The sequence below is a fragment of the Vibrio sp. QJM3NY_21 genome, from assembly GCF_057785975.1.
This window is the reverse complement of the sequence record NZ_CM173513.1, coordinates 1,051,984-1,075,472: the sequence shown is the minus strand read 5'-3', so window position 1 is coordinate 1,075,472 and position 23,489 is coordinate 1,051,984. Positions and strand designations below refer to the sequence as shown.

Below are 23,489 nucleotides of genomic sequence, written 5' to 3'. Positions count from 1 at the left end.
TTAAACACTACAAATTAGAAAGAGAGTCGAATCATGATCAACACAGAAATCAAACCATTCAACGCAACAGCATTCAAAAGCGGCGAGTTCGTAGAAATCACTGAGCAAGACGTTAAAGGCAAGTGGGCTGTATTCTTCTTCTACCCAGCAGACTTCACGTTTGTATGTCCAACTGAGCTAGTTGACCTACAAGACAAATACGCAGAGCTTCAATCTCGCGGCGTAGAAGTTTTCTCAGTATCAACTGACACTCACTTCTCTCACAAAGCATGGCACGATACTTCTGACAAAATCGGCACTATCGAATATTTCATGGTAGGCGACCAAACAGGCAACATCACAAACAACTTCAACGTTATGCGTGAAGGTCAAGGCCTTGCAGACCGTGCAACTTTCCTAATCGACCCAGAAGGCGTTATCCAAGCAATGGAAATCACTGCTGAAGGTATTGGCCGTGACGCTGAAGACTTACTACGCAAGGTTAAAGCAGCACAATACGTAGCCGCTCACCCAGGTGAAGTTTGCCCAGCTAAATGGAAAGAAGGCGAAGAGACTCTAGCGCCATCTCTAGACCTAGTAGGCAAGATTTAATCAAAGCCTAGCTAAACAAGAACTGGCTAAGAAAGAACAAGTAAAACAGAACAGTTAAACGGTTCTACAGGCGCGCTTCGGCCTCCCTCCTAAAGGGCAGTTGCGCGCCACCCTTTCAAACCATCAACACCACAATATTTGCCGACTTGCGCCCCCTTTTTATTTTTCCTTTTTCAGCAAGAAGGTATTGGTCAATACCAAGACACAGAATTTAAGAGCAGGCACGATTATGTTAGATCAAGCAATGAAGCAGCAGCTAAAAGCATACCTAGAAAACCTAAAAACCAATGTTCAGTTAGTGCTGAGCCTTGATGACAGCGATACCGCAAACAAACTTCAAGACCTAGCGAATGATATCGCCTCTCTCACTGACAAAATTGAAGTAGTTCGAGATGACAGCGCAAGCACTCGAAGCCCTATCATGCAGGTAGTGAACAAAGAAAAAGGCACTGCGATCGGTTTCGCTGGCTTGCCAATGGGTCACGAGTTCACGTCACTGGTACTGGCACTGCTTCACAGTGGTGGTCACCCTATTAAGCTTGAAGCTGACGTAATCGAGCAAATTAAACAACTCGATCAAGAGCTTAATTTGGAGATCTTTATCTCGCTATCGTGCCAAAACTGTCCAGAAGTGGTTCAGGCATTCAACATGATGTCAGCGATTAACCCGCTTATTAAGACAACCATGATAGATGGCGCAGCGTTCCAAGATGAAGTGAAGTCTCGCGACATCATGGCAGTACCAAGCGTATTCATTAACGGTGAGCTATTTGGTCAAGGCCGCATGTCACTGGCTGAAATCCTTAACAAAGTCGATTCAGGCGCAGCAGAAAAGAAAGCGGCCAACCTAAACGAACAAGCACCGTTTGATGTATTGGTTGTCGGTGGTGGCCCTGCGGGTTCTTCAGCAGCTATCTACGCAGCACGTAAAGGCATTCGCACCGGTGTGGTTGCTGACCGATTCGGTGGCCAAGTGATGGATACCATGGCGATTGAGAACTTTATCTCAGTGAAAGCGACAACGGGCCCTAAGCTAGTGGCTAGCCTAGAAGAACACGTAAAAGAGTACGGCGTTGAGGTAATAACCGAGCAGCGCGCGGCGAACATCATCGCGGCGGAAGATACAAAAGACGGCTACATCCACGTTGAACTTGAAAGCGGCGCAACACTGCGAGCTCGCACAGTCATCACAAGTACGGGTGCACGCTGGCGTGAAATGAACGTTCCGGGTGAGCAAGAGTACCGCAATAAAGGCGTTGCTTACTGCCCACACTGTGATGGCCCACTGTTCAAAGGTAAGAAAACAGCGGTTATTGGTGGCGGTAACTCAGGTATCGAAGCCGCTATCGACCTAGCAGGCATTGTGGAACATGTAACCGTACTTGAATTCGCAGACACACTGCGTGCCGACCAAGTACTTATCGACAAAGCAAACACAACACCAAACATCGAAATCATCAAGATGGCGCAAACAACGCGCGTGATTGGTGATGGCAATCGCGTAACCGGTCTGGAATACAAAGATCGCAACACCGACGAACTTAAACAGATCGAACTAGCGGGTATCTTTGTTCAAATCGGCCTGATGCCAAACAGCGAATGGTTGAAGGGTTCAAAAGTTGAGCTGTCACCACGCGGTGAGATTGAGATTAACGCTCATGGTGCAACATCAATGAAAGGTGTATTTGCGGCGGGTGATGTAACGACAGTACCTTACAAACAGATCATCATTGCGATGGGTGAAGGTGCAAAAGCAAGTTTAGGTGCCTTTGACCATCTAATCCGTAACTCAGCTCCGGTTAAAGAGGCTGAAACCGCTTAATCTTTAAACCTAAAACTTAAAAGCTTCTAGGCATAAAAGCTTTTAACTCAAGTTCCTTAAATATTTGTTAACTTAATTCTTTACTGTTAACGACTTAGTCGACATTTAGACACCACTCCTATGGATTTAGGAGTGGTTTTTTTCTTTGTGATTTATGCCGGTTGATAAAGCATAAAAGCAACAACAAGCGCGAGACTTCCACCCAAGCAACGGTTCACAAACATCATCTGTTTTGGCGATTGCAGCAACTTTTTAAGCATGGTGCCGCAATACGCCCACACCAACATGCACGGTACGCCCGTGATCACCATACCCGCGATAATGGTCACCACTTGAATCAAGTAATCGGCATTCGGGGTGATAAACTGCGAAAACACAGTTAATGAAGCAATCCAACCTTTAGGGTTTAACACCTGCACCAGCACGCCAGACATAAAACCCGAGCGATTGTCGGTGGTGCTTTCTTCGATTTGCATATTCGCAATCGACCACGCCATGAACAGCAAATAAGCCGCACCCGCGTATTTCAAAATGTTGTATAGCTCAGGGTAAAGGGTAAATAAGCTCACCAAACCGACACTGGAACCCGCCAGTACGATGATGATGCCAACAGCGTTTCCAGAGATAAAAGGTAAAGTCGCAGCAAACCCATAACGACTTGAAATCCCAAGTAATGCGATATTGCCTGCCCCAGGTGTAATTGCAATTGATGTTGAAAATAGCAAGAACGCCAGCATTAATTGAGAGCTCATTTCCTCTCACTCCTAATAAGTAAAGTATTTATACGGAGAGAGTTTACAGATTCGACTAGGAATTAAATTGCTATATAGGCTAATATTAATCCAAATTTGAGCAAGACTTTTCTAAAATAGCCATGAAACAGAAAGAATCCACCAAAGAAGTGTTAGATGACACAGATATCGCCATCTTAGAACATATCCAACAAGACGGACGCATGAGCAACAGTAAGCTCGCAGAGAAGGTCAACCTCAGCGAAACCCCATGCTGGCGCCGTTGGAAACGCATGGAAGAGACGGGCTATATCGATGGTTACGCAGCGAAGCTAAACCGCAAAAAGCTTGGTTTTCATGTAGCTGGCTTTACTCTTGTGACCTTGGGTAACCATGAAGTTGAAAACACGGAACCGTTTGAAGAGTTTGTCGAAGTAACCGATTGGATTCCTATGTGTCACTGTATTGCAGGCGGCGCCGACTATATGATTCAAGTGCTAGCGAAAGATTTAGAAGAGTACTTTGAGCGTATTAGCTCGATCAGACGAGTAAAAGGCGTGAGTGCGATTCAGTCCAATATCTCGGTTAAAGAGTTGAAAAACAGCTATAAGCTCCCTCTTGGAGAATAATCTTACTCCCAGTTGATAAGCAGTCGTCTTGCAACAAAAATTGATACTTAAAAGCCCAGCCACCTTAGAGTCTTAAAATCTAACGATGCTGGGCTTTGATATTGAGCCTAATTAATCGGTTTGATGGCTACTCACATGGCGCTGCAAGGTGAATTAGGGCAAGGCCACCGAGTGAGGTTTCTCGGTATTTCTTATTCATGTCCTTACCCGTTTGATACATGGTCGCGATAACCTTATCCAATGAGATCAGGCTTTTGCTGTTACGTTTGAGTGCCATTCGTGAAGCATTAATCGCTTTCATCGAGCCCATCGCATTACGTTCAATACATGGCACTTGTACTAGGCCACCAATCGGGTCACATGTCATACCCAATGAGTGCTCCATCGCAATTTCTGCCGCAATGCAAATCTGCTCATTACTGCCACCGCGTAAAGCGGTTAAACCCGCCGCCGCCATAGAAGACGACACGCCTACTTCACCTTGGCAGCCCACTTCCGCACCGGAAATAGAAGCGTTGGTTTTGTACAAAATACCAATCGCACCCGATACTGCCAAAAAGTCTTTCAGTTGCTTAGTGTCGAGTTCTTTAATGAAGCGATGGTAATACATCAACACCGCAGGGATAACGCCCGCTGCACCATTAGTGGGTGATGTCACCACTTGACCGCCGGCTGCATTTTCTTCACTCACCGCAAAAGCAAACAAGTTAATCCAGTCCATGATCTCCATTGGGTCGTTTTCAACGGCCGCATTTGCTTCCAGCTTTTTCAGCAGGTTCGGTGCACGACGTGTCACGTTCAAACCGCCATCAAGAATGCCTTCGGTTTCAAATCCGCGTTCCATGCAGCGAGTCATTACTCGCCAGATTTGATCGGCCTTTTCTGAAATAACATCATCGCCTTGGAAAGCCGCTTCATTTTTCAGAATCATGCCACCCAAGCTCATGCCGCTGTCTTCTGCTTTTCTCAGCATTTCATCGGCATGTTTGAATGGGAAAGGGACTTCTACTACTTGAGTTTTAGTGCCATTCTGTAGTTCATCCGCGGTTGCTATAAAGCCACCACCAATGGAGTAATAGGTTTCATCAACAATCACATTTCCACTTTGGTCAAGCGCGGTAATCATCATACCGTTCTCATGCAAAGGCAGATTATCTTCGTGGAATAGCATGTCGGTTTGATAATTGAAGCCAATGGTGTGATGGCCATTCAACTGCATTTCACCACTATCGATAGCAAGACGCATCGCTTCATTAGCGCTGGTGATCTTAATCGTGTCTGGCTTATTGCCAAGCAAACCCAAGATGGTTGCTCTGTCGGTATGGTGCCCTATTCCGGTTAACGATAACGAACCATAAAGATCGACTTGAACACGAACCACTTCCGTGATTTTATCCGCGACTAATTGAGTGAAATGGAAACCCGCAATCATTGGGCCGTTAGTGTGTGAGCTTGATGGCCCAACACCAATTTTATAGATATCAAAAATGGACAGCATACATTTACCTATTAAAAATTAGCCAGTTGAGAAGATTTACTCATTAAGAAAGAGCGGCATAAAGCCAATCAGGAATAACAGTACAAGCCGCAATCGTGACGACAGCGAACACTAGCAAGCCGTAATGACTCGCCGTAGGTTTTGCAAACAAGTGTTTTTGCTTGGCGATAAATTCGTTTTGTTGTTCAGTTACTTGCCCATAGAAATGGCTAACGACAACACCTAGCACTAAGAAAACCACAGTGCCGATTAAGGCGAACCAAGGCCAAGATATGCCATAGTATTTTGCAATGAACACCACAACCACACTGCCAATACTGCCCGCAATTACGCCGCTCTCGTTAGCTCGTTTAAAGAACAAACCCAAGATGAAAGAGCCAAGACGAATACCGACAAAAATGGAAGTCAGGCTAGCGATAGTCTTGAGCACTGATTCATTTGAAACGGCCAATAAAGCGGGCACAACAACCGAAGCCGCCGCGACAAGGCTCATTTTTCTTGCCACCGATTCATAGTGTGCATCAGAGGCTTTTTTACGGAAAAATCGCTTGTAGAAATCGAACGTAGCGACCGTTGCCATTGAGTTATAGGTTGAATCCAAGGTCGACATTGCCGCTGCCGACAGAGCTGAAATCACCAGTCCAACAATGATTGGGTTGGTATGATTGAATACAAAATCGAGAATCACTTCATTGCTGTTTTCAAAGCTTTGGTCTTGATAAAAGACACTCAGAAGAACGCCCATTACAGAGAAAAACAGGTAGATAAAGAAGGCGCCGTAACCACAAAGCAGCATCGATTTCTGTGCCGTTTCAACGTTTTTTGTTGCCAATGTTCTTTGAATAATCAATTGGTTAGTGCCATACACACTCAGATGTAAGAAACTCACGGCAACCACACCCGCCCACAATGTAGTATCAACTCCCAAGTCGAAATCGAGATTGATGATATTCAGATGTTCAGGAGACAACACCTCGCCCGCATCAATCTTGATCAGCAATAAGGTAAAGATCGCAATGCTGCCAATGATCAGCACCGCCGACTGCAGCATGTCTGTCCATATGACGGTCGAAATACCGCCCGCATAGGTATACAAAGCCGTAAATAAGCTGATGTAGATGATCGCCTCGGAGATACTCACCGGCAACACTTGCACCAAGATCAGTGCAACTGCATACAAAATTACCCCAGCCGAAATACACTGAACCACAATAAACACGATTGAGTTGATCGTGCGAGCAACAACGCCAAAGCGGTGCTCTAGGTATTCATAAATCGAAGTCAGGCCGAGTTTGTAAAACACCGGGACAAAGAAAACCACAGCGAAAAAGATCACTATTGGGTAATTCAAATGGACGCTCATTGCTTCCATGCCTGAGCTATAAACCCAGCCCGGCATGCCCACGAACGTCATCGCACTGATGTAGGTTGCAAGAATCGACACACCTGCCGTAAACCAACCAAATTGTTTTCCGCCCGTTGAGAAATCGCCACCAACGCTATAACGCTTATTCACTAAGTAACTGATAAATAATGTAGTTAGCACATATAAAGCAATAACCACAAAACTTGAGTACGTAACCATTTTTAGATTCCGTTTATTATATTTCGCAATTCATTCGCCGCCAATAGTACTCAAAAATCGATATTTTCCCTCAAAAACCCACAGTAAGTGTGAGTATTGTCACTAAGATAGATGATTAAACACTCTAAATGCTCAAAAAGTCCCAAAACAACGATCTAATGAGATCAAGATCACTAAAATGCACAAAATGGGTACGCACTCATTTTAAAATTGACTTTGATCACGGATCTAATAACCACAAAAATTCTATTATCTCTCCCGAAATGAAGATGGTGTGGTGATATTCAATAACCGCCACACAATAATCGAAACTAAAAACACCCTATAAAAAATAAAGGTTTATCGGTCATGACTACTAAAAAACACATGAGCGAAGTTCCTATGATTCAAAGGGTAGCTGCTTATCTTGCAATTCTAGTTGGCTATTTTTTCTATTGTTATAACTTTGTAATTATTGACTACGTACGCCCATACATCGTTGATGCGTATGATGGTATTAACTTAGCGGATACCGCTCAGTTCTATACATGGCAGTCGGTTGGCGCACTTATTGGTGCCTTAAGCTGTGCATGGGTGGCATCAAACTTTGGTAAGAAATCGACTCTTATTGTCATCACTGCACTGAACGGTGGCGCAACCATCATCAATATGATGTTTACTGACTACGCGATGTGGGCAGCAATGCGTTTCATCATCGGTATTTCTTTAGGTGGTTACTTCACAGTAGCTGTGAGCTTGATGATCGGCCTATTCACGCCATCGGTTCGCGGTAAGTTGACAGCATTCGCCTCTTCTATGTTCTCTGTGGCTCTAATGGCAATGGGCGCGTATGCAGCATTCATATCTAGTGTTGATGCGCCTTGGCAGAGCCTAATGTGGGTAGGTGGTATTCCCCCTCTCGTTGCTGCTGCATTAATGATCTTCATCCTACCTAGCGACAAGAAAGTGATCGCCTACGGTGAAGAAGAGCAAGCCGCTGCTGAAGCATCGAATAAACCAGCGAAGAAAGGTTCTTGGGGTGAAATGCTAAGCGCACCATACCGCAAGCTAACGATTACTTGTCTATTGCTGGCTGGTCTTAATTTCTACGGTTACCAATTCTTCTCTGGTTTTGTGACAACGTACCTAAAAGACGTGCGTCAATTCGACGGTGCAACTATCGGCATCATCTTCTCTATCTCTGCATTCGGTTCGCTATTCGGTGCTTGGGTATGGGGTGCAATCGCTGACAAATACGGTCGTAAAGTGAACGCGTTTGGTTTCATCCTTGCGGGTGTAATGGCTTCAGTATTCTTCGTGGCACCAAGCGACGTGATGATCGGCAGCCTAAACATGCTGGCTATCCTAGGCCTTATCTACAACTTCGGTTTGTCTGCTTCAGCGGTATGGGGTGGTTACTTCTCTGAATTGTTCCCAGCTCACTTACGTAGCTTCGGTGCAGCGCTGTTCCACGGTGGTCGTATCATCGGCATGTGGGCCCCAATGGTGTTGGTATTCATCCAAGAGCGTTCAGACCTAGCAACAGCAATGTGGGGTTCACCAATCGTATGGATTCTGGCTGGTCTACTGTGGCTATCTCTACCAGAAACATTGAAAGGCGGCATTTTCGACAAGAGCAAAAAAGCGGAAACAGCAAAAGCTTAATCCCCTTTAGTTGAAAACCTTTAAAAGTTGAAAACCTCTAAAGACACGAAATAAACATCAATCCGGCTGAGAAATCAGCCGGTAACAAAATCCAAATCGAGTCCTGTTCCGAATGTTGGCTCGACAACAAAAAAGAGAATTTACTATGTCTAAATATCAAGAAGCTAAACGCATTGTTCGCGATTACTTTGACGCTATCGAAAACGCTACTCACGAGAACGTGGCTGAAGTTTTAAAAGCACACACTTCTGAAGATTACTTGTGGCGTGGTGTTTACCCATTCCGTGAGCAAGAAGGCGCACAAGCAGCGGCTGACGTATTCTGGGCACCAATGATGAAATCAATGACACGCATGCAGCGTCGTCAAGATATCTTCATCGGCGGTAACAACGAAGTTAACCCAGATGAAATTTGGGTAATGAGCATGGGTCACTTCATGGGTCTATTCGACGCTGAATACCTAGGCATGCGCCCTACTGGCAAGATCATGAACGTTCGCTATGCAGAATTTAACTGTGTTGTTGACGGCAAAATCACAAAAACTGGCCTGTTCCTAGATCTACTAGGCATGATGGACCAAGCGGGCTGCTACCCACTTCCACCATCAACAGGTAAGCACTTCGTTTACCCTGGCCCACGTAACCACGACGGTCTGTTGTTTGAAGATGCGGCTCCAGAAGAAGGCGTTGCGACACTAGCTCTAGTGAACAAGATGGTAGATGACCTTTCTGCACTTAACGACAGTGGCGCAATGGGTTGCCCACCAGAAGTGCTAGCGAAGAGCTGGTCAAAAGACATGATTTGGTACGGCCCTTGTGGTATCGGCGCGTCTTACACGATTCCTCGTTACCAACAACAGCACCAACTTCCTTTCCGTAACAACCTGAAAGACAAGAAATTCAACGGTCATGTTTGTCGTTTCGCTGAAGGTAACTTCTCTTGTTTCTTCGGTTGGCCAAACCTATCAAACACCCCTACAGGTGGCTTCCTAGGTATGACTGGCGGCGAAGTACGCGCAAACATGCAAGTGGTTGACGTTTACTACCGTGACGGTGACAAGCTGTCTGAGAACTGGGTTCTTATTGACCTTCCTTACTGGCTACAGCAGCAAGGTCTAGACGTGTTCGAACGCACTTCATCTATCATGAACCCAACGCTGTAATCCTAATGCTTTAATACAGGTGCTTTAATAAAAACGCCTTAATCCTAGCGATAAAAGCCAAAAGATAGAAACCAAACAATAGCAACCCAAGCCGACATCTAATTTGGGTTGCTATGACTTGCTAGGCGTTCCTTCTCGCGCCTAGTAAGTGCTCCACCAACTAATCAATGTTCCACCAATCAATAATTGCTCCACCAATAATTGAATCAAATAGTGCCTCATGGATGGGGTACATCCTGCCAAACCAATACTAATAACGGGCTTGAAAGCACGGTGGCTTTCTACGGCCTGAATAAAGAGAACAACAATGAACAAGTCGATACTTTCTGCAGTGATCCTGACGGCACTTACATCAGGTTCAGCTTTTGCTGCACATACTTTTACCAATGACGCAGGCGACAGCCTCACTCTAGATGGCCGTTTCGACGTTCGTTACCAAGATAAAGGTGGCGATCATAATGGCGAATGGAACAGCGGTAGTTCTCGTTTCGGCCTTAAAGGTCAAATGGGGTTAGACAACGGCTGGACTGGCTTTGGCCATGCCGAATGGGGTTACAACTCTGGTGCTAACGGCGACAATATTTACGACCGACTTCTATACGCAGGTATAGAGCACAACAAATACGGCAAGATCGCTGCGGGTACTAAACAGTGGTCTACCTTCTACGATGTAGCTTGGTTTACCGATATGGGTCGTGTGTTTGGTTCACGTGGTTCTGGTTACTACAACCTTTCTGACTGGGGTATTGCTTCTGGTACAGGCCGCGCGGAAAACTCGATCACTTACCGCAACAACATCAACGATAACTGGAAATACGGCTTCACTTATCAGACAACTCGTGAAGATGTTGGCCTTGCTGACGGTTTAACCGCAACACTGAAAAACGGTATGGGCGCTTCAACGCTTTACACCATCACTGACGGCCTAACCATTGGTTTAGCTTACCATCAGAATGAATTTGACGATGTCGATGCTGGCGTTCAAAACATCAAAGATGGCGATACACAACGTATTGGTTTATTGGGTGTGAACTACACCAATAATGGCCTATTCGTTGGTTTCACCTACAGCCAAGGTTCAAATTGGGAAACCACCAGCAAAGCCGAATTTTACGACCACCGTGGTGCTGAATTCTTCACTTACTACCACTTTGAAAACGGTCTGCGTCCAACCTTTAACGTTAACTACTTAACGGACACAGACGACAACGCTAATGGCTACGATCGTCAGTTGATTATCCCTGGTCTTGAATACCACTTTAAGAAGAACAAGTTCTTAGTATGGACTGAATACCAATTCGATAATGGTAACGACAAGTCCGTAGGTAACCATTACGAAAACAGCGATGACCAATTCGCTGCGGGTATTCGTTACTACTTCTAACGCCCAGTTAATCGAGTCACAAATTCGCTAAACAAAGCTCTGCTCTTAATGCAGAGCTTTTTTTGGGTCATACCCAGAATAATATCCAACATTCTCTATTAACCCTTATTTTTCATCCCATCATGGCATATTGTATTTTTGAATACGTACCTAATTATGGTACTCTGTGCACTGTCAATTTAGTTCAAAAGTATCTTCTATGAGCTCTCCAAAACACTCCACGGCGTCAAAACCAACCGTTACTTCAAAAGATGTCGCTAAGCTGGCTGGCGTTTCTCAATCTACCGTTTCTCGTGTATTTGTTCCGGGCAGTTCGGTATCTGAAAAGACCAAACAGAAAGTATTCGAAGCCGCAAAAGCACTCAACTATCGCCCGAATGCCTTTGCTCGTAGCCTAACGACAAATGAATCTAAGTTGATTGGTTTGGTCTTCCCTGATGCTGATTACCCAATTCACATGAAAACCCTGCAACTCATCTCTACTGAGTTACAAAAACAGGGCTATTCTGCTGTGCTTATCCCTTGGCAAATCGACGGTAACGACATCCACTCGATTCCGAACATCTTCCAATATCGTGTTGATGGTGTGATTGCTGCTTCTGCGACATTCAATAAGTCACTTTATGAAGAGTGTGAAGAGTTTGACATCCCTATCGTTCAGTTCGCGCGTGTTGTTGAAGGGACGAAGAGTAGCCATGTTGTGAGTGATAACTACGCGGCAGGGCAATTTGCAGCGCAACACTTTCATAAACTTGGTATCAAGACTGCGACTTATGTGACGGGTAATGTGCCAACGTTTACTAATGGCGAGCGCCAAGTCGGTTTCTGCACAGAATTTGAAGACTTAACAGGCAAACAGGCTCGAGTTATTGAAGCTGATTACGACTACCTTGATTCGTTAGAGATCATCCGCGACATGTTCAACGAAGCAACGCATCCGCAAGCGGTGTTTTGTGCGACAGATAACCTTGCGATGGCGGTAATGGATGTAGCTCGTTTAGAGTTTGGGCTTCGTATCCCAGAAGACCTGCAAGTGATTGGTTTTGATGATATCCCGCAGACTCAATGGCTCAACTACCAACTGACCACCTTCAAGCAGGATTTTAGACGCCTTGCGCGTGAATCAGTGAAAATTGTGGTTAACCAAATTCAAGAACAAGACACCAGCTTAGTAAAATTAATGGTTCCTGTTCAATTTATAGAGCGCAATACCACGCTGAAGATTAAGTAAACTCGTTCAAAGTAGAAACAAAATAGTAGCGTGAATACGGAAAAAAATCCCGTTGGCGACGATTAGAGTCTCCAACGGGATTTTGTATTTCTACTCAGCCTTTACTGTCCCAGCTACTTGAGACAAGTGCGTATTAGTTACCCACACCACCTGTTTTCTCAGCTGGTAAATCTGGTGTCACTGGGGGCCACTCTTGGAAGGTCGCTAGATGTTGTTGAACAGCAGCTTGTGCAGGACCAAATGCCCACATTTTCTGCCCCATCCACTTCAAGTACATGCCCGACTCTTCTGCCGCTCGCTCATATGGGTCACGACGTAAGTTAAAGAGTAACGGTGCGTTAAGCTCTTCTTTCGGACCACTCCAACCGTGATTTTGAACCACAAAGTGCGCCTTCCAATCACCAATACGAACCGCTTGTAGCTTATCTCGCTCGTAATAGTAAATCTCTTTACGATTTGAATCGCCTTTCTCTGTCAGCATGTCCACTTGGTTGTAACCATCAAGGTGCGCTTTAAAGCCATCGTGACCCTTGAGCATTTTCTCTTTTAGATCCGTTGGACCACCCGCGGCTGCAACCAATGTTGGTAACCAGTCCATACCATCAAAGATGCCATTGCCTACGCTACCTGCAGGGATTTTACCCGGCCAACTCACCAGTGCAGGCGCTCTTACGCCACCTTCCCAAGTCGTACCTTTTTCACCATGGAAAGGCGTCATGCCGCCATCAGGCCAAGTCATGATCTCAGGGCCGTTGTCTGCAGTGAAAATGATAATGGTGTTATCGGCAATGCCTAACTCTTCCATTTTCGCCATCATTTCCCCAACGTGGTCATCAAGATCTTTCATGACCACTTCTTGCAGCCCCCAACCGTTTTGGCCAAGCATCGCTTCATATTCAGGAGAAAGGTGCGTCCATACATGGCCACGAGATGGGCAGTACCAAGTAAAGAATGGTTTATCCGCTTCTACGGCTCGTTCAATGAAGTTGATAGCATGCTTATTTACTTCATCGTCGAGTGTACGCATACGCTCAATCGACAATGCACCATCGTCTTCGATCGTTTGGCCACCTTTGCCATCTGATTTTGCGTAAATAACATTACGAGGTGCAAAGGCATCCAAAGATCCATCTTTTGGCCAATCTGGATCTTCGGTATATTCCATCGCATTCAAGTGATACAACCAACCCCAATACTCATCAAAACCGTGCATTGTCGGTAAAAATTCATCTCTATCACCAAGGTGGTTTTTACCAAATTGCCCAGTCACATACCCCATCGTTTTGAGCATCTCAGGAAGCGTTGGCGTATCCGCACTTAAACCAACGGGACCGCCAGGTAACCCAACAGAGTGCATTCCGGTTCTAACTGGTAATTGCCCGGTTAAGAAAGCAGAACGACCCGCGGTACAAGATGGCTGCGCATAGTAGTCTGTCAGAAGCATTCCCTTCTCAGCAATACTATCGATGTTTGGTGTTTCGCTACTCATCACGCCATTGTGATAAGCGCTCAGGTTTGAGATGCCAATATCATCGGTGAAAATGACGAAGATATTAGGTTGTTCTTGTGCCGACCATGCCGATAGCGAAAAGCTACTCAACACGCTCAAGGTAAGAAGGTGAAAAATCCCTTTCATATAATGTCCTTATATTGTTTCAGATTGTTCTTTGTGAATCATTTTTATTCCGACCAAACCAAAGCCAAGCTCCAAAATTAGATAGACAAAAAGCAGCCAGTGCGGCATTCCATCTAAGACTAAACTGATGACTCGGCCTGCAGCCAAACCCAACATAAAAACCACCAAGCTATAAAGCGCTGGCAGTCGATACTTTTTTATCAATGCGCCACGAACCCAAAACAGAGCCAGTGCCAAATACAGCCCCATCACGGCTCGAAAAATATGAGTCACGTTGATAGAACTAGCATCAATTCCGAAAAGATAATCCATAGAAATAACGGGGGCGTAGCCGTAAGACAACGCAATAGGCGTTAAGCCTAAAACCGCTACCAACAAGAAAACACTTTGTAGCTTCATATTCCTACTCTTTAAATTTGGCTCTTTTTAAAAAACATAGTCTACAATCAGCAATATACAAGTTGCATATATAGAAAATGGCTAATTAATACATACATTTATAGTGTGCACTCTTCAAACCAGATAAGGATATCAATATGGCTAAATGGCATTATCTAATCGCATCAGTGTTGGCTGCGAGTTCAACCGTAAATGCTCAGGAAGCAAGCGCACAAGCGGATACAAAAAAGTGGCAACATAGCTTCGAAATTTACGCGCTCGCACTCAACATCCGCGGAGACAGCACCATTGGTGATTTGTCTGCAGATGTCGATGTTGATCCTGCATTCATCATGGATCACCTTGATATGACCGCAATGGTGCGTTTAGAGGGTATCTATGACAATCAGTGGGGCTATTACATTGACTATAGCTTCATGAAGCTAAGCGGAAAAACAAACTCAGTGTTAGGTAGCAACCTAGAGGTATTGAGGGGCAACCTTGATATCCGACAAGGTGTTTTAGATGTGAAGGGTTTTAAGCGCTACCAGTACGATTTTGGCACGATTGATTATCTGTTTGGGCTTCGTTGGTGGGATAACGACATTGATGCCAAGCTTTACGGTTCAGGTGGTAATCTAAGTGCAGACCGATCACTCGATGAAGATTGGGTTGACTACCAAATAGGTGTGAGATGGATAACGCAGATCAATAAGGATTGGAAGTTTCACGCAACTATTGATGCAGGGCTTGGCAGTGACACCGACTTTACCTCATCTCTATTAACTGGCGTGCGATACCAGATAAACAATTGGTCTGACTTAAATGTCGCCTACAAATCGACCTGGGTTGATTACGAAAACAAAGGTACCTTTGAATACGATACCGCTTCACAAGGCTTCCTGGTTGGCTGGGCTGCTCACTTTTAAGCCACTGGTTACTTTACCCTTACGCACAAGCGGAAAGACTAGTCATCCCTAGTATTTAATCTCTATTAAATTGCTCTCTAATTCAATCTAAATGAAGCTCTAGCGAAGATTCACCGCTAGGGCTTTTTCATTGAGGTACAAATAATCCGAAAGCCAATAAAAATGCTAAAAATCAATAATTAAATTGAGGTTCAACACTCCCTATCATACCTAAAAAAATATAATCCGAGCCTTCAAACCTACCCTCCTCATTATTGATATATTTAATCTTTATTTAATCGTCTCTCCACTCATTCGAACAGTGTTTTTTATTTTGAAAATATCGCTAGAATCCTCTCCCGAAATTTACGAACCTTAGAGAATAAAATGAAAAAATTAGTCTTAGCGGCGCTTGCCATTGCATCAGTTACGGGCTCTTCAGCATTCGCAGCAAATGAAATGTATGCTTTAGGTGGTGTTGGTATGGATAGTGATGATGTCGGTGGCCAGTTCACACTGGGTAGCCAGATCGCACAAAGCAACTGGTATGTAGAATCAACATTGTTTATTACCAGCGTCGATGACAAAGACAGTTACGTTGATTACAGCAACAACGAGACAGTACAACGAAAGGAAGAGTTCGACACCTTAATGCTCTCGTTGACGCCTGTGTACAAACACAGTTTCAGTGAAAATTTTGCTATTTTGGGCAAGTTTGGTGCTTTCTATTCACACTCAGATACAAAGTTGGTGTATAGCTCTAGCAAAGGAAATGAAGTTCATAAAGGTTCTCATGGTAATTTTGGCTTAACTTACGGTATCGGCGCAGAGTACAAGTCATCAAAACCATTGTTTGGCAACTCCAAGCTGTTGACTCGTGTAGGGTTTGATTGGTATGAGCTCGGAGGTTCAAATGATTGGTATACCAAGGAAACAACTTTAGGTATTCAAACTGGCTTTACCTTTTAAGCCAACATATTCATTACCCTGAATAAAAACCATTTAGGGCAATGAATTAAAAGCCATAATTTAAAAATAAGATAAACCTCGTGTTGTTATGCGAAGCTTATCTTATTTTTCAACACACTCTTTTTTCATGATCGTTAGACCAGCATCCAGCGTTTCTGCCCAAGCTCGTTCTACGTTCTCATCATAATGAGGATCGTACTTTTTAACCGTATTGAGCAACGAATTAAACCATTCGTTTAATTCAATTTCTGAAATGTCCAACCCCAAATCTTTGTGCCTTTTACCCAGTTTCTTGACCGAGTTCCGCACACTTGGCAGACCAGAGGAATTATAAATAAGAATGATCGAGGCCTTAAGCATCTTAGTTTGCTGCTCTAACCCTATCTTTTCAAAACGTTCTGAAAACCTTGGGTTATGCTCGCAGAAGTCTGCCAGAAAGCTTTCCAAGAATTCTTGATCAATCCGGCAACGCTCGAAGCTTTCATAAAACAGTTCATTCGGTTTCATCTAGCAAGTCCTTTGCAATAGTCAGCCAGTCTTTAAAATAACGGGTTAGTTCAGAGCATCATAAACTAACCCTGAACAATCAATATGACTTAATTATACGCCACTGTGGCATAAAGTTAACTATGACATAAGGTGAACTGTGGCATAACGTAAACTATGGCATAAAGTGAGTTGCACAAATCTTGTTTCCATCAGGGTCTCGCAAGTAAGCCATGTACAAGCGACGCTCGTCAGAACCTCTCGCTCCGGGGCCACCTTCAATGCTAGTACCACCATTTTCGACGCCGATGCGATGCCATTCATCCACCATTTCTGGTGAACTCGCCAAGAATCCTACCGTCATACCATTGCCATAAGTCGCTGGCTGACCATCAATCGGTTTGGTTAAACCTAGTACACCCGTTTTGCTCACGTAAACACAACGCCCTTTAGGATCGATTGAGCCTTCGTTGTAACCAAGCATCTTCATAATTGGATCATAGAACGACTTCGCACGTTCAATATCTTCGGTTCCGAGAAAAACATGGCTGAACATAACTCACCTCTTTTTATTGAAAGAAAGAACCACCCAAACTAGACCTTAAATTCGCTTTTGTCTAGGCATGCTATTCTGTCATAACTGCTGCTTAACCCATTGAGTAAACACTTGAAACTTAGTCCGTTGCTCCATCCCTTTCGGACATACAAGATCGTAACCTTTACCCGACTCAATACTCATAAAAGGAGCAACCAACCCACCCTGTTCAATTTGAGTTGTCGCAAACTCGAGTCTTCCTAGTGCTACACCCATCGATAACCTTGCCGCGTCCATCGCTATACGGTTGTCACTGTAGTAATCACACTTTAGAGTACAATCAACCTCACTTTGAGCCGCTTCCAACCAACGCTGCCAAGCCGTCACGTCTCCACTATGAATAAACTGCACACTATCCAATTGTTGCAAGCCCTTCTCAAGATTGAACCTCTTCGCATATTCAGGACTGCATACAGGCGTTCTAATCCCTGAAAATAGTCGCTCACTATAATGATTCGGATAGTGACCCTCGCTGTAGAAAATTGCCACGTCATAAGGTTCAAACTGAAAGTCAGATTGGTTCTGTTTGGTTTGTAATTTAATACTTAAATTCGGGTATAACTGTCTAAACTCTGGTAGGCGCGGCATTAACCAAGACGACGCAAAATAAGGAGAGGTTGCTATGTACAATTCGCCACTTAACTCTCCAGTTTGAATGTCCATCAGTTCAGAGAAAATAGATTCGAATGAGACACTCAGCATCGAGAGAACGCGTTGTCCTTCTGGGGTCAATTCTAGCTTTCTCGTTTTACGCACAAATAGATTAAATTTAAGCTGCTGCTCAAGTTTCTTGATGCGATGACTGACTCCACCTTGAGTCAGAAATAGTTCATCGGCGGCAAGGGTGAAGCTTAAATGTTTAGCCGCCACACTGAAGGTGTGCAGCAACGACAATGTTTGTTGGCGATTTTCAAACAGCCCCATAGATTAACCTCATTAATTCATAAATCATCAATACTGGTTTGTAGACGTACTGACTCATCATATAGATTAAACCATATAATCTACATAATAATGGTGAGTCAAATGAAGCAAGCACAAAAACTCAAAGTTACGGTCATTGGTGGTGGATCAAGTTACACCCCTGAGCTGATCGAAGGCTTACTAAAACGCTATCACGAATTACCTATTTCTGATCTTTGGCTTGTCGATATCGAAGAAGGTATGGAAAAAGCTCAAGTGATTGCAGATTTGACGCAGCGAATGATTAGAAAAGCGAACTGTGACATCACAGTGCACCTCACGACAGACCGAAAAGCAGCGCTTGTGGACGCGAATTTTGTCTGTTCTCAGTTTAGGGCAGGTCGATTAGAAGCAAGGCTACGTGATGAAAGAATTGCTTTAAAGTATCGCATGATAGGGCAAGAAACTAACGGATTGGGTGGTTTCTCTAATGCTTGTCGAACCATACCAATTGCATTAAAGATCGCCAAAGAGATGGAAACACTTTGCCCCAATGCGTGGCTGCTCAACTTTACCAATCCATCAGGTATGGTGACCGAGGCCTTGATTAAGCACTCAACCATCAAGACGGTCGGCTTGTGCAATATCCCCGTGAACATGGAGCGCGGAGCAGCAAAAATGCTTGGCGCTGTACGCGAAGACATCACCATGCAAATCGCAGGTTTGAATCATCTAGTGTGGGCCCGAAAAGTACTTCATAACGGCGAAGACAAGCTCCAAGAAGTGATAGACCAACTCCTCGGAGGCAATGACCAAATGATGCCTCAAAACATCCCTCCCTTTGAATGGGACGCTGAACTGATTCGTTCTCTGAACATCGTTCCTTGTGCTTACCTACGTTACTACTACCAATCCAGAGACATCTTAGACAAAGAGTTTGCTGCGTCTGAAAACAGCACTAATCGCGCCGACTTGGTTGCAAAAGTTGAACAACAATTGCTCGAAATCTACAGAGACCCAATGCTGGATACCAAACCGAAATTATTAGAAGAACGAGGTGGTGCCCATTATTCTGAAGCAGCTTGTGAACTAATGAGCAGTATTCACAACAACAAGCGTTCTATCATGCACGTCAACACTCGCAATAATGGGGCGATTCAAGGGCTTCCTGATGACTGCGCGGTAGAAGTCAGCTCAGTTATTACTAACAGCGCGATCCTTCCATTGAATGTCGAACCTTTTGATAACGATACGTTACGCCTAATCCAACAAATGAAAGAGTTTGAAACCTTAACAGTGAAGGCCGCGATGACGGGGGATATTGCATTAGCTAAACGCGCTTTGATCCTTAATCCTATTGTTGATAGCGGCTCACACATTGATGAGGCGTTATTAGAAACGATTCGAGAAAACTTAGACTTTATGCCTGCGTTCGCTCATCGATTAACACAAAGTGAGCAGTAACCTTATGTACATTAACTCAGTCGAAATTAGATTAATTCAAGTTGTTCACAATCCATTTTAGTCACCAGAGGTCACGATGAAACTAATACTGAACGCCGATGATTTCGGCCTCACTGAAACGGTAAATCATGGCATTGTTGAGTGCTTCAAAGCAGGCGTAGTGAAGTCAACCACCATCATGATGAACCAACCTGGAACCCAACACGCCATTGAGCTTTATCACCAAGGTTTGGTTCCGGAAGTAGGCTTGCACTTTACGGTTACTGCGGGAAAACCTCTTAGCGCACCTGAATTAGTACCAAGTTTGGTTGATGATCAAGGTAATTTCTTAGACAAAGCAGCCTTGTTCAACAAAGTCGATGTGGTCGAAGGCGAAGTTGTGCTTGAACTTAACGCGCAATACCAAGCGGCTATCAATGCAGATTTAAAGATCAACCATATCGATAGCCATCATTTTGGGGGCGTATTTAAACCTCTCAAAGCGGCGTTTACTCGATCAGCTAATACGATTGGCCTGCCTGTAAGACGCATCGACAACATTGTGAACGGGCAAGATTCTCTCTTAGTACCGACACCTAATGCTTTTGACATGCGCTTTTTTGATGACGGGGTCTCTCTTAGCAACTTGCAAGATATTCTGTTGAGCTACCAAACTGCCATGCCTAACGGTACTGTCGAGTTGATGTGTCATCCATCACTTAGTGTTGATGAAGAGCTAAAATCACTATCAGGCTACAGTGATAAACGCGTCGAAGAGCATCAGCTTCTCACTAGCCCAGAGCTAAAACAGTGGCTAGCTGACCATCAGATTGAGTGCATTGGATTCGACGATCTCAAATAGGGAACCTTAAGTCAGGGCTACTCAACGATCCGTTGTGCGCCCTGCCCTTGATCATGCAAAATATCTTCAGGGTTCAACAAGTGGCATTTCTGCATACTCAAACATCCGCAACCGATACAGCCGGTTAGGTTTTCTTGTAGCGATTTAATCTGCGCCATTTTGCTGTCGAGCTGCCCCTGCCACTTCTTCGCAACTCGCTCCCAATCTCGCTTAGTCGCGGTATGGTTCATCGGCAGTGTCGATAACTCTTCGGTAATCTCTTCCAACGTGAAACCTATCGACTGCGCCACTTGTATCAACGCTATTCGTCTCAACATCGCCGACTGATAACGGCGTTGATTTCCGTTAGTACGAATCGAAGCAATCAACCCTTTAGTTTCATAAAAACGTAAGGCAGAAGGAGCCACGCCACTGCGCTCTGCCAACTGGCCTATGGTGAGGTATACAATGTTTCTCATTGTTACACTATCCTTGAGATCATAAATATTTAAAGCTTACTTTAACTTTAGAATAGCGGCCTATTCCAGCCCTCACCGATGATTAACCTTAAACTTTGACAGAGAGCTCAACGAAAATCAGCCACGATCATAACTGATTTGTTGAATCAGATGTCATTCGATTTCTAAATCTGACTCATGATCGATTTCAAGTTCTCCGCCATTTCGGCATTGATGATCTCACCGGTTTCTACATTAAAGTTGTCGTAGAAACTCGGCACTGACATCGACCCCTTCACATCAGCATCAAAGTAAGGTGCAGAACTTACTGCAGACGACAACACAGAGCTTGCGCCGCCTGGGCCTGGTGATGTGGAGAGCATAACAACAGGCTTGCCTTGGTACACTTTCATGTCGATTCGTGATGTCCAGTCAAACACATTCTTAAAGGCTGCAGTGTATGAACCGTTGTATTCTGCAAAAGAGATGACCACAGCATCTGCTTCGCCAATCTTGCTAAAAAAACGCTGCGCGTGTTGATGAACGCCGGACTCTTTTTCTCTGTCTTCACTGTAAATAGGCATCTCGAAATCATTAAGATCGAGCACCTCTACTCGCGCGCCCTCGGCTAAGCTTGCAGTGTACGCTGCTAATTGTTGGTTAATCGATGCTTTACTGTTGGTCGCGCCAATCGCTAGTACTTTCATTGTTGGTTCCTAATTCATTTGTATCACCTTCCACATTCATGGTTTCAGAGGCGATTGTCTGTGTATTTAGATTGGGGAGGATGATAAAACCTCAAGTTAACTTAAGGTAAAGCGATATTTTCAAAAAATAGAAAATAATTCAAAAGAACCTATAAATCAGAAAATTACGACGGGTGAAGTATGGCGTTGTATGACACAGGCAAAAATAAGCACACCCACAAATGCAGTAGGTGTGCTGTATCGAAATGCTGTTTACTTAAGTTGATTTAATGAACCGATACCCGAATAAGCAACGCCCGATAGCTCTGCCATCTCGCGATTCCATGTTGCCAAATCATGAGGGTTGAATTGATTCAAATGATCATGCCCACACGCCCTTGCCATCACTTGCATCAACTCAGTCGAGGCTTCGAAGAAGTTTTTCAATTGGTTCGATGCCTTTTCGACATTTAACCGTTGGCGTAAATCGGCTTTTTGAGTCGCGATACCCGCCGGGCAATTGTTGGTGTTACACATTCGGGCAGCAACACACCCTATCGACTGCATGGCACTGTTTGAGATAGCGACACCATCTGCGCCAAGCGCCATCGCTTTTACAAAGTCCATTGGAACACGAAGCCCACCAGTAATGATTAAGGTGACTCTGTCACTTACGCCTTGCTTGTCTAGATAGGCTCTGGCACGAGCAAGTGCTGGAATAGTGGGCACGCTAATATGGTCACGGAACATTTCTGGCGCCGCCCCAGTACCACCGCCTCGACCATCCAAAATGATGTAATCGGCACTGGCATCGAGTGCGAACTGAATATCCTCTTCAATATGATTGGCACTCAACTTGAAGCCAATTGGGATTCCGCCCGTCACTTCTCGAACTCGGTCGGCGAACTTTTTGAAATCTTCGACCGTTTTTAGATCAACAAAGGTGGGTGGAGAAATCGCCGCTGTACCCGCTTCAATGCCGCGCACCTCTGCTATCTTGCCAATGTTTTTCACCCCCGGTAGGTGACCGCCTGTTCCGGTTTTGGCACCTTGCCCGCCTTTAAAATGGAAGGCTTGAACGTTTTTGAGCTTAGATTCGTCGTAACCAAATTGTGCGCTAGCTAATTCATAAAAGTAGCGAGAATTCGCGGCTTGCTCTTCGGGCAACATTCCGCCCTCTCCCGAGCAGATCCCCGTTCCCGCAAGCTCCGCGCCCGTCGCCAAGGACACTTTCGCCTCTTCAGACAAAGACCCAAAACTCATGTCAGATACAAACAAGGAGATGTTCAATTTAAGCGGCTTTTTCGCTTTTGGCCCAATAATAAGCTCAGTACCGACTGGCACATTCTCCAACAAAGGCTTAGTCGCCATTTGTGCAACCATCACTTGAATATCGTCCCAGTGAGGTAACAAGTACCTAGGCACGCCCATTGAGGTCATTGGACCGTGATGCCCGACCTTAGATAAACCATCTCGTGCTAATTGATGAATGAACTCAACCGTGGGTTCTTCTTTGGTTGCAGAAGCTGCTGGCGAGAGATCGGGCGTTGCTGCTTGGATATGAACATCAGGGCCTTCTTGACCCACTTGCTCAGCCGTAAACTGTTTATGGGTGCCATCACAAAAAGGGAGATTGTTTGAATACTTACAGCGGCACAGGTAAGCGTCGCCGTTTTCCTCGGCCACGAAACTCTTCGGTTTGAAGCCGGTTCCTGCATGAGAGCCGTCGCAGTAAGGTTGGTTTTTCGATTTACCACAGGTACAGAAGTAATACTCCTCCCCTTCTGTTAGCTCTACTTTGACTGGCTTGGTATCCGCTATCACTGGATTCTTCATAGTTCGCTCACCTTTTCTTTCTTATGATTTGATGACTGAAGCGATGACTTGCTCACAAGAGTAAAGTAAAGAT

22 protein-coding genes are annotated in these 23,489 nt (G+C 44.7%); 11 read left to right on the top strand and 11 right to left on the bottom strand.

Annotated elements, in window-relative coordinates:
• The first annotated feature begins 33 nt into the window (after positions 1-33).
• Both ahpC and ahpF read left to right on the top strand, forming a co-directional pair.
• Positions 34-591, top strand: a complete 558-nt coding sequence (gene ahpC, locus AC3CID_RS04885; RefSeq protein ID WP_017073520.1) for an alkyl hydroperoxide reductase subunit C — start codon at positions 34-36, stop codon at positions 589-591.
• Positions 592-820: 229 nt separating this feature from the next.
• Positions 821-2,413 (top strand): alkyl hydroperoxide reductase subunit F, encoded by a 1,593-nt coding sequence (gene ahpF / locus AC3CID_RS04880; RefSeq protein ID WP_488527012.1) that lies wholly within the window; start codon positions 821-823, stop codon positions 2,411-2,413.
• A 152-nt stretch (positions 2,414-2,565) separates the two neighbouring features.
• On the opposite strand, the gene AC3CID_RS04875 is transcribed toward ahpF, so the two are convergent.
• Positions 2,566-3,165, bottom strand: coding sequence for a LysE family translocator (locus AC3CID_RS04875; protein WP_017056995.1), 600 nt, complete (start codon positions 3,163-3,165; stop codon positions 2,566-2,568).
• Positions 3,166-3,287: 122 nt separating this feature from the next.
• Here AC3CID_RS04875 and AC3CID_RS04870 point away from each other — a divergent pair, with 122 nt between their 5' ends.
• Complete coding sequence (locus tag AC3CID_RS04870; RefSeq protein WP_017110015.1) at positions 3,288-3,773, top strand: Lrp/AsnC family transcriptional regulator; 486 nt, start codon at positions 3,288-3,290, stop codon at positions 3,771-3,773.
• 127 nt (positions 3,774-3,900) lie between these two features.
• Here AC3CID_RS04870 and AC3CID_RS04865 read toward each other — a convergent pair whose 3' ends face one another.
• Together AC3CID_RS04865 and AC3CID_RS04860 are read right to left on the bottom strand one after the other, a co-directional pair.
• Positions 3,901-5,271, bottom strand: coding sequence for an L-serine ammonia-lyase (locus AC3CID_RS04865; RefSeq protein WP_473577107.1), 1,371 nt, complete (start codon positions 5,269-5,271; stop codon positions 3,901-3,903).
• A gap of 43 nt (positions 5,272-5,314) precedes the next feature.
• A complete protein-coding gene (locus tag AC3CID_RS04860) occupies positions 5,315-6,856 on the bottom strand; it encodes a sodium:solute symporter family transporter (protein WP_114633165.1) in 1,542 nt (513 codons plus the stop codon).
• Positions 6,857-7,204: 348 nt separating this feature from the next.
• On the opposite strand from AC3CID_RS04860, the gene AC3CID_RS04855 reads away from it, so the two are divergent.
• From AC3CID_RS04855 to AC3CID_RS04840, 4 genes are all read left to right on the top strand, one after another.
• Positions 7,205-8,500 (top strand): MFS transporter, encoded by a 1,296-nt coding sequence (locus tag AC3CID_RS04855; RefSeq protein WP_017073526.1) that lies wholly within the window; start codon positions 7,205-7,207, stop codon positions 8,498-8,500.
• Positions 8,501-8,645: 145 nt separating this feature from the next.
• A complete protein-coding gene (locus AC3CID_RS04850) occupies positions 8,646-9,662 on the top strand; it encodes a nuclear transport factor 2 family protein (RefSeq protein WP_004736372.1) in 1,017 nt (338 codons plus the stop codon).
• A gap of 307 nt (positions 9,663-9,969) precedes the next feature.
• The gene (locus AC3CID_RS04845; RefSeq protein ID WP_488527011.1) at positions 9,970-11,046 is read left to right on the top strand and encodes a porin; all 1,077 of its coding nucleotides are present in this window, start codon (positions 9,970-9,972) and stop codon (positions 11,044-11,046) included.
• Between the two features lie 199 nt (positions 11,047-11,245).
• Positions 11,246-12,277, top strand: a complete 1,032-nt coding sequence (locus tag AC3CID_RS04840; protein WP_237299571.1) for a LacI family DNA-binding transcriptional regulator — start codon at positions 11,246-11,248, stop codon at positions 12,275-12,277.
• Between the two features lie 133 nt (positions 12,278-12,410).
• On the opposite strand, the gene AC3CID_RS04835 is transcribed toward AC3CID_RS04840, so the two are convergent.
• Together AC3CID_RS04835 and AC3CID_RS04830 are read right to left on the bottom strand one after the other, a co-directional pair.
• Entirely contained in the window at positions 12,411-13,913 is a 1,503-nt protein-coding gene (locus AC3CID_RS04835) for an arylsulfatase (RefSeq protein ID WP_016768516.1), read from the bottom strand.
• A gap of 9 nt (positions 13,914-13,922) precedes the next feature.
• Entirely contained in the window at positions 13,923-14,312 is a 390-nt protein-coding gene (locus AC3CID_RS04830; RefSeq protein ID WP_473577100.1) for a DUF4345 domain-containing protein, read from the bottom strand.
• Between the two features lie 137 nt (positions 14,313-14,449).
• On the opposite strand from AC3CID_RS04830, the gene AC3CID_RS04825 reads away from it, so the two are divergent.
• Together AC3CID_RS04825 and AC3CID_RS04820 are read left to right on the top strand one after the other, a co-directional pair.
• Positions 14,450-15,220, top strand: coding sequence for a DUF481 domain-containing protein (locus AC3CID_RS04825; RefSeq protein WP_016785702.1), 771 nt, complete (start codon positions 14,450-14,452; stop codon positions 15,218-15,220).
• A 366-nt stretch (positions 15,221-15,586) separates the two neighbouring features.
• Positions 15,587-16,168 (top strand): hypothetical protein, encoded by a 582-nt coding sequence (locus tag AC3CID_RS04820; RefSeq protein WP_016785703.1) that lies wholly within the window; start codon positions 15,587-15,589, stop codon positions 16,166-16,168.
• A 102-nt stretch (positions 16,169-16,270) separates the two neighbouring features.
• Here the strand turns inward: AC3CID_RS04820 and AC3CID_RS04815 are convergent, their stop codons facing one another.
• The 3 genes from AC3CID_RS04815 to AC3CID_RS04805 all read right to left on the bottom strand — a co-directional run bounded on the left by AC3CID_RS04815 (position 16,271) and on the right by AC3CID_RS04805 (position 18,173).
• A complete protein-coding gene (locus AC3CID_RS04815; RefSeq protein WP_010439685.1) occupies positions 16,271-16,675 on the bottom strand; it encodes a globin family protein in 405 nt (134 codons plus the stop codon).
• A gap of 154 nt (positions 16,676-16,829) precedes the next feature.
• The gene (locus tag AC3CID_RS04810) at positions 16,830-17,210 is read right to left on the bottom strand and encodes a VOC family protein (protein WP_016768512.1); all 381 of its coding nucleotides are present in this window, start codon (positions 17,208-17,210) and stop codon (positions 16,830-16,832) included.
• 78 nt (positions 17,211-17,288) lie between these two features.
• Positions 17,289-18,173 (bottom strand): LysR substrate-binding domain-containing protein, encoded by an 885-nt coding sequence (locus tag AC3CID_RS04805; RefSeq protein WP_065205619.1) that lies wholly within the window; start codon positions 18,171-18,173, stop codon positions 17,289-17,291.
• Between the two features lie 102 nt (positions 18,174-18,275).
• On the opposite strand from AC3CID_RS04805, the gene AC3CID_RS04800 reads away from it, so the two are divergent.
• Both AC3CID_RS04800 and AC3CID_RS04795 read left to right on the top strand, forming a co-directional pair.
• Complete coding sequence (locus AC3CID_RS04800; protein ID WP_171311318.1) at positions 18,276-19,616, top strand: 6-phospho-beta-glucosidase; 1,341 nt, start codon at positions 18,276-18,278, stop codon at positions 19,614-19,616.
• A 76-nt stretch (positions 19,617-19,692) separates the two neighbouring features.
• Complete coding sequence (locus AC3CID_RS04795; RefSeq protein WP_016785707.1) at positions 19,693-20,457, top strand: carbohydrate deacetylase; 765 nt, start codon at positions 19,693-19,695, stop codon at positions 20,455-20,457.
• A gap of 17 nt (positions 20,458-20,474) precedes the next feature.
• On the opposite strand, the gene soxR is transcribed toward AC3CID_RS04795, so the two are convergent.
• The 3 genes from soxR to AC3CID_RS04780 all read right to left on the bottom strand — a co-directional run bounded on the left by soxR (position 20,475) and on the right by AC3CID_RS04780 (position 23,416).
• Entirely contained in the window at positions 20,475-20,915 is a 441-nt protein-coding gene (soxR, locus tag AC3CID_RS04790; protein WP_004736387.1) for a redox-sensitive transcriptional activator SoxR, read from the bottom strand.
• Positions 20,916-21,079: 164 nt separating this feature from the next.
• Positions 21,080-21,601 carry an NADPH-dependent FMN reductase gene (locus AC3CID_RS04785; protein ID WP_488527010.1) on the bottom strand — a complete coding sequence of 174 codons (522 nt, stop codon included), beginning with the start codon at positions 21,599-21,601 and terminating at the stop codon, positions 21,080-21,082.
• A 252-nt stretch (positions 21,602-21,853) separates the two neighbouring features.
• Positions 21,854-23,416, bottom strand: a complete 1,563-nt coding sequence (locus AC3CID_RS04780; RefSeq protein ID WP_065205621.1) for a glutamate synthase-related protein — start codon at positions 23,414-23,416, stop codon at positions 21,854-21,856.
• Between the last annotated feature and the right edge of the window lie 73 nt (positions 23,417-23,489).